Here is a 14,205-nt window from a genome sequence, read left to right on the forward strand (position 1 = left end):
CCTTGGTCCATCGTGAGGCGGCCCATCAGTAGGCCCCCGTTCCCCGCACCACCGCGGACCCGGTGCGCACCAGGATCGACACGTCCAGGCCCATCGACCAGTTGTCCACGTATCCGAGATCGAGCCGGACCGCCTCCTCCCACGGCAGGTCGGAGCGGCCGCTGACCTGCCACAGTCCGGTGAGGCCCGGCTTGACGAGCAACCGGCGCTTGATGTCCGGCGTGTACTCCTCCACCTCTTCGGGCAGCGGCGGGCGGGGGCCGACGAGCGACATGTGACCCTTGACGACGTTGAGCAGCTGCGGCAGTTCGTCGAGCGAGCTGCGGCGCAGGAAGGAGCCGACCCGGGTGATCCGGGGGTCTTCCTTCACCTTGAACAGAAGGCCGTCGCTGTTCTGGTTCAGGTGCTCCAGTTCCGCCCGGAGGGCCTCCGAGTCCGCCCGCATCGTGCGGAACTTGAGCATGGTGAAGTGGTCGCCGTACCGGCCCACCCGCTGCTGCCTGAACAGCGCCGGCCCGGAACTGTCCAGCCGGACGATCAGGGCGATCAGCAGCATGGGCAGCGCGAGGAACAGCAGGAGCGCCGCAGCGAGCGTCCGGTCCAGCAGTTCCTTGGGCAGCCGGGACGTCCGGGAGAGGTTCGGCGCCTGGATGCGCAGCAGCGGGACCCCGTTGGTGGGCCGTACCGCCAGCCGGGAGGCCGAGACGTCGGCCAGCACGGGGGCCAGCAGGAATTCGACGCCCTGTGCGGCCGCCGTCCAGGCCATGCGGCGCAGCACGGCCGCGTCCAACTCGGGCGCCGGGAGCATCACCACGGTGGTGATGCCCAGGGCCCGGATGACGTCGTTCATGTCGCCGACGCCGCCGAGGACGGGGAGCCCCAGTTTGCGGATCTCCACGGCGTTCCGCGGATCGCTCAGACACACGCCGGCGACCTGCAGCTCCTGTACGCCGCCGCGCCGCAGCACGGCGACCAGCTCCGCGATGCCGGGTGACGGCCCGACCAGCAGGGTCGTGCTCCGGTCCCGGTCCCGTGCCCACAGCCGGTGCAGCCGGCGGCGCAGCGTGTACCGGACCGGCAGGGCGATCGCGACGGCCGGCACCGCGGACATGATCATGTCATGAAGCAGGCGCTCATCGTGCGTGAACAGCCCGTACGCGAGGGCCGCCAGCGCCGGCAGGGCGACGGCACCGCGCAGCACCCGCAGATACTCCTCGGTCCCCAGGCCGAGGGCGCTGCGGTCGTAGGAGCGGTGGGCCAGCATCACCACGATCCACGCCGGGGGCAGCGCCAGGGCCACCGCCCAGCGGCCGTACGCCCCGTGGATGACCAGGGCAGCGGCGACGGCTGCGAGGCCGTCCGCGACCAGCAGAGTTAACCGGTACTTCCGTTCCCAACGTCTTCGGCGACCTTCTGGACGTCTGTGTTCCACATCCAGGTGCTCATGCGTGACCTCAATGGTCATGCGCCCCCCACCACATGCGCGGCTCCCCCTGACCACACGCAACCGCACACGTGATCGCAAGTGCGCAGCCAGGGCTGAATCAGCACCGCATGTGTCTCCTCAGCACTGCGGCACTGGAAAACAAGGAAGCCTTCAGCGGTTCCCCAACCGCCTCATGCCCCCCAGCATGTTGGTTACTGCCTGTGTCGTATCCGGTTCATCACGCCGTGCAATGACATGCCGTCAATTGCAAGGCACCCTCCCAAACCGGTCCGGCGGTCATCAATCTAGACCACTGGACGCAGTCACGGGAACAGTTGGACGAAACACGCAGCGCAATGGCGACTTCGCCGCCATACTGCCCGGGTGACGAGCATCGTGATCCCGGCCCACAACGAGGCACGCGTCATCGGCCGGCTCCTCGATTCGCTGCTGGCCGACTCCCCCGAGGACGAGACCGACATCGTGGTCGTGTGCAACGGCTGTACCGACGACACCGCACGGATCGCCGCCGCTCGCGGCCCGCGCGTCCGGGTGGTCGAGACCCCCGTCCCTTCCAAGCACGCGGCCCTTCGCGCGGGTGACGACCACGCGCGCGGCTTCCCCCGGCTCTACGTGGATGCCGACGTCGTGATCACGGGCGCCGACGTACGGGCGCTGACCGAGCCCCTGACCGACGACGCCTCGGACATCCTCGCCACCGCCCCGGAACGGCAGATCCCGCTGGCCGCCTGCGCATGGCCGGTGCGTGCCTACTACCAGGTGTGGCAGCGGCTCCCCGCCGTACACGAGGGGCTGTTCGGCCGAGGCGTCATCGCGGTCTCCAAGGCCGGGCAGGCCCGGATCGCCGCTCTGCCCCCGCTCATGGCGGACGACCTGGCCGCGTCCCTGGCGTTCGCCCCTGAGGAGCGGCTCGTGGTCCGCGCAGCCAGTGTCGTCATCCAACCGCCGCGCACCTGGGGTGACTTGATCAAACGACGGGTCCGGGCCGCGGTGTCCACCGCCCAGGTCGAACAGCATCGGGGACCGGAACAGGCCTCGGCGCGCACGAGCAAGGCGGACCTCAAGGACCTGCTCCGCCGGGAGCCGAGGCTCTTCGCGGGTGTCGTGGTCTTCGTCGGCGCTGCGGTCGCCGCCCGGCGGAAGGCCCGAAAAGCCATCAGGGCACAGGACTTCGGCACCTGGCTACGGGACGAGAGCAGCCGGCAGAACTGATCGCACCGCACCTGGAGCCTTGTCTTGTATCTCACCGACCGCTCCGCGCCCGTCAAGGCGGGCACCGACCGGGACCGAAGACGCGGGCCGGGGGCCAAGGTCGCCCCGGTCGTGCTCGTGCTGGGCACGGTCAGCCTGATCACGGACGTCTCCTCGGAGATGGTCACGGCCGTCCTGCCGCTCTACCTCGTCACCACGCTCGGCTTCAGCCCGCTGGGGTTCGGCACCCTCGACGGCGTGTACAACGGCGTCAGCGCACTGGTCCAGCTCACCGGCGGCCACCTCGCCGACCGGGTGCGGGACCACAAGCTGCTGGCCGGTCTCGGCTACGGCCTGTCCGCGCTGTGCAAGCCGCTGCTCCTGCTCGCCGGCAGCCTCGGCACACTCGGCACGGTTCTGGCCCTGGAACGGACCGGCAAGGGCCTGCGCACCGCCCCGCGCGACGCGATGATCTCCCTGGCCACACCGGCCGGGAACCAGGGCCGGGCCTTCGGCGTACACCGGGCGATGGACACCACCGGCGCGATGCTCGGTCCCCTGACAGCCTTCCTCATCCTCCGCGCTGCGGCCGACGGTTACGACGCCGTGTTCGGCGTGAGCGCGTGCGTCGCCGTGCTCGGCGTGGTCGTGCTGGTGCTGTTCGTACCCGGCAGGCGGCAGGGTGCGGACGGAGGGCACGGCGCGCCGACGGACGCAACGGGTGCCCGGGACGCAGCGGGTGCGCGCGATGAAGCCGGTGGGACCGTGGAGGCCGGCGGCACGGCGGATGTGAGGGGCGGCAGACCGCCCGTCCGTGTGCGCGAGGCTCTGGCGCTGCTGCGCCTGCCGCGGCTGCGGGCGCTGGCCGGCTGTGCCGCCCTCCTCGGCCTGACCACCGTCAGCGACGCCTTCGTGTATCTGCTCCTGCAGCGGCGTGCGGGTGTCGGCGAGGAGTGGTTCACGCTGCTGCCGCTGGGCACGGCCGTCGTGTTCCTGCTGCTGGCCGTGCCCGTCGGGGCGCTGGCCGACCGGGTCGGGCGGCGCACCGTGTTCCTCTCCGGGCACACGGGTCTGCTCACCGCGTACGGCCTCCTGCTGTGGGCCCCGGACACACCGCTGCTCGTCCCCGCCGTACTCGCCCTGCACGGCACCTTCTACGCGGCCACCGACGGGGTGCTCCCGGCCGCTCTCGCCGGTCTCGTGCCCGAGCATCTGCGCGCCAGCGGCCTGGCCATCGTCGGCACCAGCCAGGCGCTGGCCCGGTTCTGCTGCTCACTGGCCTTCGGCGCCGCCTGGACGGCGTGGGGAGACGGCCCGGCGCTGGCCGGCTCGGCGGTCGGCCTCCTGTGCTGCGCGGCCGTCGCGGGCGTGGTGCTGCGGCCGACCGGCGAAACCCGATCACCATCACAGCCACAAGGATCCGGATGACAACGCTGCACCGCCGTCTGCTGATACTCGTCGCGGCGGTCCTGCTCCTGGCGGGCCTGGGCACCGGCGTGGTCCTGCACGCCGCCGCCCGCGCGGACCGGGCGAACCGGCCGCAGTCGGGCGATCCCGCCGTCCGGGCAGGCAAGTTGACACTCGACCAGAACGGCCGCCTGGCCTTTGTCAACGCGGCCCCCGGACCGCACCGCACCGCGGTCGCCTCGGTACCGTCCACGGACCCGAAGGACGGGCGGACCGCGTCGGCCCTGAAATGCGCGCGCTTCTACGCGGCCGCCGGCACGGGCATCTGCCTCCAGTCCAACCCCGGTGTCCTCAAGCAGAGCAACCGCGCGCTGCTGCTGGACGCCGACCTGCGCACCCGGCGCACCTTCGCGCTCGCGGGCACTCCGAGCCGGGCCCGGGTCTCACCCAGCGGGCGCTTCGCCGCCTGGACCGTCTTCGTCTCCGGCGAGTCCTATTCGTCCGCCTTCTTCTCCACCCGGACCTCGATCCTGGACACCCGGACCATGCGGCTGACTCCCAGCCTGGAGACGTTCTCCGTCGTCAAGGACGGCAGGCTCTACCATGCCTCGGACATCAACTTCTGGGGCGTCACCTTCGCCTCCGACGACGACACCTTCTACGCCACCCTCAACACCGCCGACAAGACCTACCTGGTCCGGGGTTCCATCGCCCGGCGCACGGTCACGACCCTGGTCGAGAACGTGGAGTGCCCGTCACTCTCCCCCGACGGGAAGCGCGTCGCCTTCAAGAAGCGGGTGTTGTCCCGCACCAACCTCTGGCACGAGTACGTCCTCGACCTGCGCACCCTGCACGAGACCGCGCTGGCCGAACGCCACAGTGTGGACGACCAGGCGACCTGGCTCGACAACCGCACCGTCGCCTACGCGCTCCCCACCGAGGGCAGGGTCGGCAGCAGCGACCTGTGGAGCGTGCCCGCGGACGGCTCCGGAACCCCCCGCCTGCTGATCGCGGGTGCTTCCTCCCCGGCACCGCTGTAGGGCCGCGATCACCGGGTTTCTCCGAGGATGCCCCGGTCTTCGGGCCAGGGAGGAATCGGGCTCCTGCGGAGCAGGGCAGGGATAGCAGGATGGCCGGCAGGGCGGTCCGGCGTCCACCCCGCTACGGCGGTGTTGTCGCCCACCGTGATCAAGAACTCTCAACTGTCGGTCCTCTCGGGTAGGTTCGGATGCATGACGACGGAGGCATCCGCGAAGGACACCGGGCATGCCCGGTACACCTTCCGTGTGCGCGTGTCGGCTGCCGCGCGGCGCGCGCTTGAAGCGGAGTGGGATCGCTGCCGCTGGATCTGGAACGAATGCGTGGCCAAGTCCCAGCAGGTCCACGCGCAGGGCCGGGCGACCGGCGAGGAGCTGACGTGTGGTCCGGCTCAGCTCGACAAGATGCTGACCGAGGCCCGCAGGGTGTCGCCATGGCTGGCTGAGGGCGCGAGCGTGCCGCAGCAGCAGGTGATTCGGGACTTCGCCAGGTCCCGTGCCAAGGCGCTGAAGGACATCAAGGACCGGTTGCCGCAGCAGCGCCGGGCTGGGATGCCCAGGTGGAAGAGGAAGCGTGAGGCGCGGCCCAGCCTGAACTACACGAAGCGCGGTTTCCGCCTCAGGGACGGCCGCCTGCACCTTGCCGGCGGGATCGTGCTGAGGGTGGTGTGGTCACGGGAGCTGCCGGCCGATCCGTCGAGTGTGCGGGTGTACCAGGACAGCCTCGGCCACTGGTATGCGTCCTTCGTCGTCCCTGCTCAGGTTGAGCCGCTCTGTGAGACCGGCCGCGTCCTGGGAGTGGACTGGGGTGTGAAGGAGACCGCCACCACCACCGACGACGCCTACGATCTGCCGCATGCCGAGCACGGCAGGCGGGCCGCGCAGCGGCTGGCGAGGTACCAGCGGATGATGGCCCGGCGCCGGCGTCCCAAGGGACGGCCCGCATCCGCGGGCTACCGCAAGGCGCAGGCACAGGCGGCGAAGCTGCACAAGAAGATCGCGAGGCAGCGGGAGGACACCGCCCGCAAGTGGGCCAAGTCCGTGATGCGCGGCCACGACGGGGTTGCGGTGGAGGACTTCAGGCCGAAGTTCCTGGCGAAGACGACCATGGCCCGCAAGGCGGCCGATGCCGCCATCGCCGCGACGAAGCGTGCCCTGGTCGAGATGGGCCGCAAGCACGGGCGGGACGTCCGTCTCGTGCACCCGGCGCACACCACGATGGACTGCGCGCAGTGCGGAGCGAGAACCAAGCACGCACTTCCTCTGTCGATGAGAACGTATGCCTGCACCGCGTGTGGAGCCGTGTCCCCCAGGGACAAGAACTCCGCCCGCGTGATGCTGGTCCGGGCAGGTTGGAACCCGGACGGTGCCGAGGGCGTAAGACCACCCGAGCCGCCGGCTCCGGTGGCGGCCTGAGCCGTAAATCCCCGCTCAACCCTGGAGGGTGAGGAGTCCCCTCCCTTCAGGGAGGGGAGCCTTCAATGGAAGTAGACGAGAATGCGTCCGGCGTTGCCCGTGTCGACCTCGCGCCGGACGTACAGCTTCCTGATGTGCTTCTGGTCCAGGAAGGCGAGCACGCGATCCCTGAGCCGCCCGGAGCCCTTGCCCGGAATGATCTCCGCAACGGGCTCGCCCGAGTGGTTCGCCCTGAAGAGGAACTGACGCAGCGTCAGTTCGATGTCGCGGTTGTTGCGGAAGATCGGGTGGAGATCGAGCGACAGCATACGGAACCTCCCAGTGATGCGGCACGGCTGCCCGGGCACCGATCCATCATCGCCTCGCTCCCACCCGCCCGCTCCGGCCGTACGGCAATGCCGCTATGTGGAAATACAATGCCACCAGGCGAAAAAGTGGGTAGGCTGGGATTGAGTATGCGGCGCCATGTGACGCTGAAGGCGCTCGGCCGGGGTCAGGGGTTCGTCCTCCGCGTGCTGCGCGGTCTCGCCCAGGTCATGTTCCTGGACAGCGCCTGGGCAGGCGCCGTCTTCGCCCTCGCCCTGTTCACCGCGGACTGGCGGTACGGCGCGTACGCACTGGGCGGTGCCGCCCTCGGAACCGGTGCGGCACACCTGCTGGGTGCTCCGCGTGACCGGGTGCGCGTGGGACTGGAGGGCTTCAACTCCTGCCTGATCGCCCTCTGCTGCGCCGTGTTCCTCGCGGCGCGGGCAGGCCGGCCGCGGTGCTGCTCGCCGCCTCCGCCTGCCTCGTGGTCACCGTCGTCACGGCGGCCATGACCCGGCTGCTACAGGTCTGGGATCTGCCGGCCCTGACCATGCCCTACTGCCTGCTGGCGGGCGCGGTCACCCTGGCCGCGCCCGCCTTCCGGCGGATCCGGCCGCACGGCCGGAGCATCGCCGTGCCACCCGGCGCCGGCTCCGGACCCACGGTCCTGCGATGGAACGACGTGGGGGAAGCGTTCTTCCACAACGTGTCCCAGGTCCTCTTCATCGAGCAGTGGTACGCGGGGGCCCTGGTGCTGGCCGCTCTCTTCCTGGCGAGCCGCGTCGCCGGGTGGCTGGCCTGCGCCGGCAGCGCGACGGGCATCCTGACGGCCTGGGCGCTCGGCACGCCGGCCGCACGGATCGCCGACGGCACGATGGGCTACAACGCCGTTCTCGTCGCGCTCGCCCTCTGCGGGGTGTTCCTGGCCGCCACTCCGACGACACTGCTGTACGCCCTGCTCGGCACCGCGACCGCGACCGCCCTCACCCCGGCCGTCGCCGCTCTCCTCGCCCCCTCCGGCGGCCATCCCTTGACGTGGCCGTTCGTGCTGACGACGCTCGGCTTCCTGGCGGCCGCCCGCTCCTTGCCGCACATCACCGGCCCCACCGCCCTCCGCACCGCGAACCGGCCGGCCGAGCCCCTCCAGGGCGACCAGGCCACTGACGCACCGGATCCCGGGATCAGGGCCCACCGGCCTGCCCCGGCCGGGTGGCCCACGCCGGCACCTGCCTCACCGGCTGTGCTGCGTCCGGGGTCTCCTAACGCCACTCCCCCTTGGTGAGCGGTTCCACCGGGTGCTTCTCACGCGACATGTGAAGGCGGCGGAAGATGTCGGCCCACTCGGGGTTCTCGGCCTCCGTGTCGAGTCGGACGTCCAGCTCCTCCTCGACGCCGTGGGCGGCGCCGATCAGTATGAACTCGGTGCCCTCCTGGTCGAGCAGCTGGGGCTCGGCGCCGGTGAAACGCCGCCCCTCGAACCGCTCCTGCTCGCGGCCGGGCAGGTCGGCCCGCTGCCGCGCGGGCAGACCGGCCCCGGCAGGCGCGCCCGCCCGGGGATTCTTCACCGCGAGGATGTAGCTCGCCTCGGGCTCGATGGTGAGCTCCTTCTGGACGGCGCCCGGCTGCGCGGGCATTTCGAGCTCGTACGTCAGGTGCGTGTGACTGCCGTGCCGGACGATCGCGTAGCGGCCTTCTCCCGCCGGCCTCGCCGCGGGTTGTGTCCGCTTGCCCTGCGTCCGTGTCTCGTACGTCCGCCGCTGCAGGTCCTCCGCGACGGGTTCCGGCCGACTGGCCACCTCGTCGACGAAGCCCCAGAACCGCTCGTGTTCGTCGGGCCGGGGCAAGTGCTTGCGCCCGATGACGAGGCGGCGGCTGCGGTCGCTGCCGGAAGGCTGGAGGATCACGAAGAGGCGCTGGACGTCCTCGATGTCGTGAGCCTGCTCCTGTTCGACTCGGGGCCGGTACACGAAATAGATGTCGCCTCGTTCGAGGATGTCGCTCGCCATCGCCGCTCACCGCCCCGCACAGCCGATGACCAGCGAGTACCCCGTGTGCCACAGGCGATGGCTCGGCAGGGCAGGGTGCCGTCGTGTCTCCTCGGGGGTACCCGGGCCCCGTGAAGCTCGCGTTCCTCGATCCCCTCTTCGGCGCATCCGGCCCGTGGGCCAGCGTCTATCTCGACACCTCGCGGGACACCGACGATCCCGACAGAGCCATCGACCTGCGCTGGCGGCACCAGCGGGACGCCCTGCTGGCCCAGGGAGCGGACCATGCCACCGTCTCCGCTCTCGCAGTGGCCGTGGGCACGGATCAGGCGCTGCCCGGACGGCACGGCCAGGCGCTGTTCGCGGCGCAGGGGCACCTCGCTCTGGTGGAGGAGCTGCCCGAGCCGCCCGTACGGGACACGGCCCGGCTTGACGCCCTACCCGACGCGGCGCCGCTGGCCGTACAGCATGCGCCGGACATTCCGTACCTGGCCGTCGCCCTCACCTGCGGCAACGAGTGGACCCCGGACGAGAGCACCGGCGACCGTGTCGCGGGCGAGTACGTGCTGATCGTCTCCGAGGCCGGGCGGTGGCCCACCGGGAGGGTCAAGCCGGAGCACCGGCTGAGTCACCAGATTCCGATCCAAGGATGGCGGCGCGCAGCCCGTGAGGTCGCCCGGGAACTCGGCGACCTCGCGCAGCGGCACCGCGCCGAGTCGATCGTGCTGTGCCGGGCCCGGGACGACGCCTGGGCGTCGGGCATGCTCGTGAACCGCTGGCCTCGCGCTCTGCGGGACCGTCTGACGGTGGTGGACGACGACTGCGTCACCGGCCCGGAGGCCGCCGCCGGCCCGACCCTGCTGGAGGAGCACACGGCTCGGGTGCTGGAAGGGCGCCTCAACGCGGCAGACCAGAGGCACCTGGACACGTTCCTGGCGCAACGCGCCCGCCACCCCGGGCAATCGGAGGGCGTCGGCGCGGCCGTGCGCGCCCTGCAGCAGGGACAGGCCCGAGCCCTGCTGCTCGACCGCCGCGCCCGGCTCGCCGAGCGGCTGTGGCTGGGCACGGAGCCGCCGCAGATCGCGCTGTCCGCTTCGGACCTGGAGACCTTCGGAGTGTCCGCGGTCCAGGAGGAACCGGCCGTCGCGGCCTTGCTCTACGCCGCCGTCCGCACCGGAGCCGAACTGATCGTGCTGCCGCCGGACCGCGTCGAGATGACCGACGGAGTGGGTGTCCTCCTGCGCTATCGGACCGTGCCGGCCGACGGTCCCCGGTAGGACCCCGGCGAGGAAGCCGCCCGGCAGCGGCGAGCCCCGCCGGCGTGGCCGCCGCCGGACGGCGGTTGGTGCCATACGGCGCGGGTACCCGGGCGCGCATGGAGTGGCAGCAGAGCGTCCCAGGTGACCTCCGTAGGCGCGTTCTCGCGGGCCACGGTGCTGTTCCACCGTCCTGATCTCGGCCTGGCGCTGATCAACCTGCCACTGGGAGCACCACTGGGGAGCGAATCATGACGTCCACCGAATTCCTCGCCACCGTGCGGGAGCACGGAGAGTACGCCGACCTCGACGAGGCAACCCGCGTCACCGAAGCCGTTCTCTGTACGTTCGGCGACCGGCTGCAACCCACCGCGGCGGATCACCTGGCGGATCAACTGCCGCTGGAGATCGGCGAATTCGTCACCGGTGTGGGCAACACCGGACGTACCTGGGGCGTGCAGGAGTTCGTCCGACAGGTGGCCCGGGCCGCCGCCGAGGACGAGGCGACCGCCCGGAGGGACGCGGAAGTGGTCCTCACCGCCGTGGGCGACACCGTCTCGGGCGGTGAGTTGCACAAACTGCTGAGCCTGCTGCCGAGCGGATACGCCGCGCTGTTCGGCCATCCCGAACTGACCTGACGGGGGACAGGGAGCGCCTGCAGCGCCCGAAGCACTGCGTGGCAGCTGATCACACGCCCGCAGGCCAGGTCTGCTCCTCCCGGCTGTCTTCCGCCACCGGGTGCAGCGGTGTGAGCGCGTGTGTGCGGTCGAGGTAGCAGAAGGCGTCGTAGCGCTGGGCCAGCACGGTGGGGACGTAGTTGCCGATGCGGTCGTACTGCGGCCGGTACACCACGCCGATCGCGCGGTGACCGTGCTCTTGGTGGAACCACTCGCCCCGGCCCGAAGGGGGCGGGTGTTGGAGCTGCACATGCGGGAAGACGAACAGCGCCCGTTCGCCGGGCAGCGCCCGGTGCAGCAGATCCTCCAGGCTGCCGGTGCGCGCGGCCGGCACGCCCATGACCCTGGGGACGTCGCCCCACGCGTCGGCGGCGATCACGGTGCCGGAGTGCGAGCCGAACCCGACCAGCACCACGCCCCTGCCCATGTGCCGCTCGCGCACCAGCTGGCCGACGTTGACCTCGCCGACGTCGGCCATGTCCGTGGCGCGCGCGTCGCCGATGTGGGTGTTGTGCTCCCACACCACCGCCTTGGCATCGGGGCCGTAATGCTCCATCAGCCGGTCCAGGGTGTCGGCCATATGGCGGTCTCGGATGTTCCACGACTCGGGCCCGCTATCGAGCATGACCCGGTAATAGGCCTCGGCCCCGGCCAGCACCTCGGCGTTCTGCCTGGCCGCGAACTCCGCGAGCGAGCCGTCCAGGGCGGCCGCCTGCGCGGCCCGCCGCCGCAGCTCGGTGAGCAGGGACACCACCTGGGGTTCACAGCCCTCCGGCAGGTATCGAGTGGACAGCGCGTACGCCTGCGGGTCCTGCGCATACGGCTCGAAACAGCGGAACGTCTCCAGGGCGTGCTCCACCCGGCCGGGATCGTGCTCGCGCAGATGGGACAGCACCGCCTGCAGCGACTCCCACATGCTGTAGACGTCCAGTCCGAAAAAGCCCACGCGCCGCTCGGGCGGCCGGGCCTCGTTGTGCCGGCGCAGCCACCGGGTGAAGGCGACCACGTCGGTGTTGCCCCACATCCACGTCGGCCAGCGGCTGAAGCCCGCCAGCACCTCGCCGGGATCCTCGGGCGCGTCCGGCGCGGCGACCACGCAGCAGTGCACGGCCTGGCAGTCCGGCCAGTCGCCCTCCACCGCGACGAAGGAGAAGCCCTTCTCCTCGATCAGCCGGCGCGTCACCGCGTCGCGCCACTGGTAGTAGTCCGCGGTGCCGTGGGAGGCCTCGCCGAGCAGGACGTAGTGGGCGTCGCCGATGCGCTCCATCAGCGGGTCCAGCGACGCCGGGTCGGTCAGCGGCAGGGCGTGACTGCGGATGCGGTCCAGGTCGGTGTCGGGCACGGCGTTCTCCCCTTTTCCGCGGATCCCGCACCGGGTTCCCGTGGCGCCGTGCCCGAAACGGCGTGCGGGCGGCCCCGCCCCGGCACCAGGAGACGTCCGCGCGCCGGGAGCGCACGTGTCCTGAGGCTGCGGCCCGGGTACCCGCCCTCGAAAGCGCCTCTGGGAGCACAGAGGAGAAGCGACAGGAGTCGGAGGCCGAAACGATGCCCCCCCGGCACGATCCGCTGTGGCGGACCCCCGAGAACGCCGCCGTGCCGCCGCCCGGTCCGCACGCCCGCGCACCCGGGTCCCGGAGGCCGGCGACGAGCCGGATCTGCTCGGCCAGTACCTGACCCAGATCGCCGCGACCCCGCTGCTCTAAGCCGCAGAGGAGGTCCGGCTGGCCCAGGCCATCGAGGCCGGTGTGCACGCCGCCCGGGAGCTGGAGCGGGCCGAGACCGGCGAGGCCTCCCTCTCACCACCGCGGCGCCGTGAACTGGAGGCGGCCGTTCGGGAGGGCACGCGCGCCAAGGACCACATGATCCGGGCCAACTTGCGGCTCGTGGTGTCGATCGCCAAACGGCACGCGCACCGGGGCGCGCCCCTGCTCGACCTGATCCAGGAGGGCAACCTCGGACTGATGCGGGCGGTGGAGAAGTTCGACCACACCAAGGGCTTCAAGTTCTCCACGTACGCCACCTGGTGGATCCGGCAGGCGGTCGAACGTGGCCTGGCCCAGCACGCTCGTACCGTACGGCTGCCGATGCACGTCGTGGAGCAGCTGCAGAAGCTCGCGAAAGCCCACGAGCCGACGGACGACGAGGTCGCCCGGGAGAGCGGGTTCGACGAGGAACGGGTCGCCTGGCTGCGCCGGGTCGGGCGGCAGGCGCTGAGCCTGGACACACCGGTGGACGACACCGGCGAGACCGTGGTCGGCGACCTCATCCCCGCCACCGACGTCCTCCAGGCCCCGCAGGTCGCCGAGTACCGGGCGCTCGCCGAGGAGCTCAGGGACGCCCTGGGTGTGCTGGCTCCCCGCGAGGCCATGATCCTGAGCCTGCGCTACGGTCTGCACGACGGGCATCCGCGCACGCTGCAACAGGTGGCCGAGCAGGTGGGACTCACCCTGGAACGCGTCCGCCAGCTGGAGAAGCAGTCCCTCAGCCGGCTGCGAGCACCCGAGACGGGCGAGCGCCTGCTGGACTGGGCGAGCTGACGGCCCACCGCTCGGACTGCTCGCGCCCGAACGCTGTTCAGGCCCTGGCGTCAGGGCCGCTCGTCCCGCCGAGCGTCGTGGGCCGCGTCCGGCGCGGCCGGGAGCCCCGGTGCCGGCCGGCGTGTGCCGCCCCACCCACCATGATCGCCAGGCCCGCGCAGAAGATGAGCGCCAGCGCGAGTCCGGAGCTGAACACGGCGAGGCCACTCATCGTGGCGACGTCGTGATCGAGGACGGACACCGTGTAATCGGGCCCGCCGGACAGGTTGCCCGCGATCGCGAGGGCCGTGAAGGCGCCCGCGCCCGCGAGAAGGAGCAGCCCGATGAACCGCATCGCAGTCATCTCCTCGTCTCCTCGTTTCCTCGTTGCCTGGCACCGCTGTGCCGGTCGGGCGGGTACCCCGCACCTCCCCGGTCATCCCGTGCGGTTCGGTCGTATGCCCGTGCCTGCCCGGGGTACTCCGGTCGCATGGCCGGTATCGAACTCAGAAGCGCAGCCTTCAGCGATCACACCATGATCCCGCGCCACCACGCCCATGACGCGGACAACGTCTCTCCACCGCTCACCTGGTCCGGAGTACCGGACGACGCGGCGGAACTGGCCCTGGTGTGCGAGGACCCGGACGCACCGTCCGGAACCTTCGTGCACTGGCTCGTCACCGGCATCGACCCCCACGTGGGGGGCCTGGACGCCGGCGAGACACCACAGGGCAGCCAGGCACATCGCAACGGCTTCGGGGAGCGCGGCTGGGGTGGCCCGCAGCCCCCGGTCGGCGACGAGGCCCACCGCTACTTCTTCCGGCTCTACGCCCTCCCCGCCCCGGTCTCGCTCCCGGACCGGGCCACCGCCGACGACGTACACGCCGTTCTCGACCGGCAGCAGCTGGCCAGCGGCACCATCGTCGGGCTGTATCAGCGCTGACGACGGCGGCAGGCATGCCCGTCA

At 71.3% G+C, this 14,205-nt stretch carries 14 protein-coding genes and 1 pseudogene; 10 read left to right on the forward strand and 5 right to left on the reverse strand.

Features of this window, described 5'->3' with window-relative positions; genetic code table 11:
• Nucleotides 1-25 precede the first annotated feature (25 nt).
• Entirely contained in the window at nt 26-1,465 is a 1,440-nt protein-coding gene (locus tag ACQPXS_RS04550) for a sugar transferase (protein WP_433447148.1), read from the reverse strand.
• Nucleotides 1,466-1,810: 345 nt separating this feature from the next.
• Between ACQPXS_RS04550 and ACQPXS_RS04555 the strand changes: the two genes are divergently transcribed.
• The 4 genes from ACQPXS_RS04555 to ACQPXS_RS04570 all read left to right on the forward strand — a co-directional run bounded on the left by ACQPXS_RS04555 (nt 1,811) and on the right by ACQPXS_RS04570 (nt 6,498).
• On the forward strand, nt 1,811-2,659 hold the full coding sequence (locus tag ACQPXS_RS04555) for a glycosyltransferase (RefSeq protein ID WP_433447150.1): 849 nt from the start codon (nt 1,811-1,813) through the stop codon (nt 2,657-2,659).
• A gap of 24 nt (nt 2,660-2,683) precedes the next feature.
• Nucleotides 2,684-4,066, forward strand: a complete 1,383-nt coding sequence (locus tag ACQPXS_RS04560) for an MFS transporter (protein ID WP_433447152.1) — start codon at nt 2,684-2,686, stop codon at nt 4,064-4,066.
• Nucleotides 4,063-5,085, forward strand: a complete 1,023-nt coding sequence (locus ACQPXS_RS04565; RefSeq protein WP_433447154.1) for a TolB family protein — start codon at nt 4,063-4,065, stop codon at nt 5,083-5,085. The genes ACQPXS_RS04560 and ACQPXS_RS04565 overlap by 4 nt, the downstream gene beginning before the upstream one ends.
• Nucleotides 5,086-5,277: 192 nt before the next feature.
• A complete protein-coding gene (locus ACQPXS_RS04570; protein WP_433447156.1) occupies nt 5,278-6,498 on the forward strand; it encodes an RNA-guided endonuclease InsQ/TnpB family protein in 1,221 nt (406 codons plus the stop codon).
• A 62-nt stretch (nt 6,499-6,560) separates the two neighbouring features.
• On the opposite strand, the gene ACQPXS_RS04575 is transcribed toward ACQPXS_RS04570, so the two are convergent.
• On the reverse strand, nt 6,561-6,806 hold the full coding sequence (locus ACQPXS_RS04575; protein WP_399177262.1) for a Smr/MutS family protein: 246 nt from the start codon (nt 6,804-6,806) through the stop codon (nt 6,561-6,563).
• 147 nt (nt 6,807-6,953) lie between these two features.
• On the opposite strand from ACQPXS_RS04575, the gene ACQPXS_RS04580 reads away from it, so the two are divergent.
• Both ACQPXS_RS04580 and ACQPXS_RS04585 read left to right on the forward strand, forming a co-directional pair.
• Nucleotides 6,954-7,316, forward strand: a complete 363-nt coding sequence (locus ACQPXS_RS04580; RefSeq protein ID WP_433447159.1) for an urea transporter — start codon at nt 6,954-6,956, stop codon at nt 7,314-7,316.
• Complete coding sequence (locus ACQPXS_RS04585; RefSeq protein ID WP_433447161.1) at nt 7,262-8,086, forward strand: urea transporter; 825 nt, start codon at nt 7,262-7,264, stop codon at nt 8,084-8,086. Before ACQPXS_RS04580 ends, ACQPXS_RS04585 begins: the two co-directional genes overlap by 55 nt.
• Here ACQPXS_RS04585 and ACQPXS_RS04590 read toward each other — a convergent pair.
• A complete protein-coding gene (locus ACQPXS_RS04590; protein WP_433447163.1) occupies nt 8,064-8,810 on the reverse strand; it encodes a hypothetical protein in 747 nt (248 codons plus the stop codon). The genes ACQPXS_RS04585 and ACQPXS_RS04590 overlap by 23 nt on opposite strands.
• Nucleotides 8,811-8,920: 110 nt before the next feature.
• Here ACQPXS_RS04590 and ACQPXS_RS04595 point away from each other — a divergent pair, with 110 nt between their 5' ends.
• Nucleotides 8,921-10,066: a hypothetical protein gene (locus ACQPXS_RS04595; protein ID WP_433447165.1), complete on the forward strand. Its 1,146-nt coding sequence runs from the start codon at nt 8,921-8,923 to the stop codon at nt 10,064-10,066.
• Between the two features lie 230 nt (nt 10,067-10,296).
• Nucleotides 10,297-10,683, forward strand: a complete 387-nt coding sequence (locus tag ACQPXS_RS04600; protein WP_366488361.1) for a DUF2267 domain-containing protein — start codon at nt 10,297-10,299, stop codon at nt 10,681-10,683.
• A 49-nt stretch (nt 10,684-10,732) separates the two neighbouring features.
• Here the strand turns inward: ACQPXS_RS04600 and ACQPXS_RS04605 are convergent, their stop codons facing one another.
• Nucleotides 10,733-12,064 carry an erythromycin esterase family protein gene (locus ACQPXS_RS04605; protein WP_433447167.1) on the reverse strand — a complete coding sequence of 444 codons (1,332 nt, stop codon included), beginning with the start codon at nt 12,062-12,064 and terminating at the stop codon, nt 10,733-10,735.
• 226 nt (nt 12,065-12,290) lie between these two features.
• Between ACQPXS_RS04605 and ACQPXS_RS04610 the strand changes: the two are divergent.
• Nucleotides 12,291-13,259 (forward strand): annotated as a pseudogene (locus ACQPXS_RS04610) (sigma-70 family RNA polymerase sigma factor).
• 37 nt (nt 13,260-13,296) lie between these two features.
• Here the strand turns inward: ACQPXS_RS04610 and ACQPXS_RS04615 are convergent.
• The gene (locus tag ACQPXS_RS04615) at nt 13,297-13,602 is read right to left on the reverse strand and encodes a hypothetical protein (protein ID WP_356308577.1); all 306 of its coding nucleotides are present in this window, start codon (nt 13,600-13,602) and stop codon (nt 13,297-13,299) included.
• 126 nt (nt 13,603-13,728) lie between these two features.
• Between ACQPXS_RS04615 and ACQPXS_RS04620 the strand changes: the two genes are divergently transcribed.
• Nucleotides 13,729-14,181: a YbhB/YbcL family Raf kinase inhibitor-like protein gene (locus tag ACQPXS_RS04620; RefSeq protein WP_351812869.1), complete on the forward strand. Its 453-nt coding sequence runs from the start codon at nt 13,729-13,731 to the stop codon at nt 14,179-14,181.
• The last annotated feature ends 24 nt before the right edge of the window (nt 14,182-14,205 follow it).

Origin of the sequence: Streptomyces sp. CA-142005, from assembly GCF_050942335.1 — a bacterium.
GTDB lineage: Bacteria > Actinomycetota > Actinomycetes > Streptomycetales > Streptomycetaceae > Streptomyces.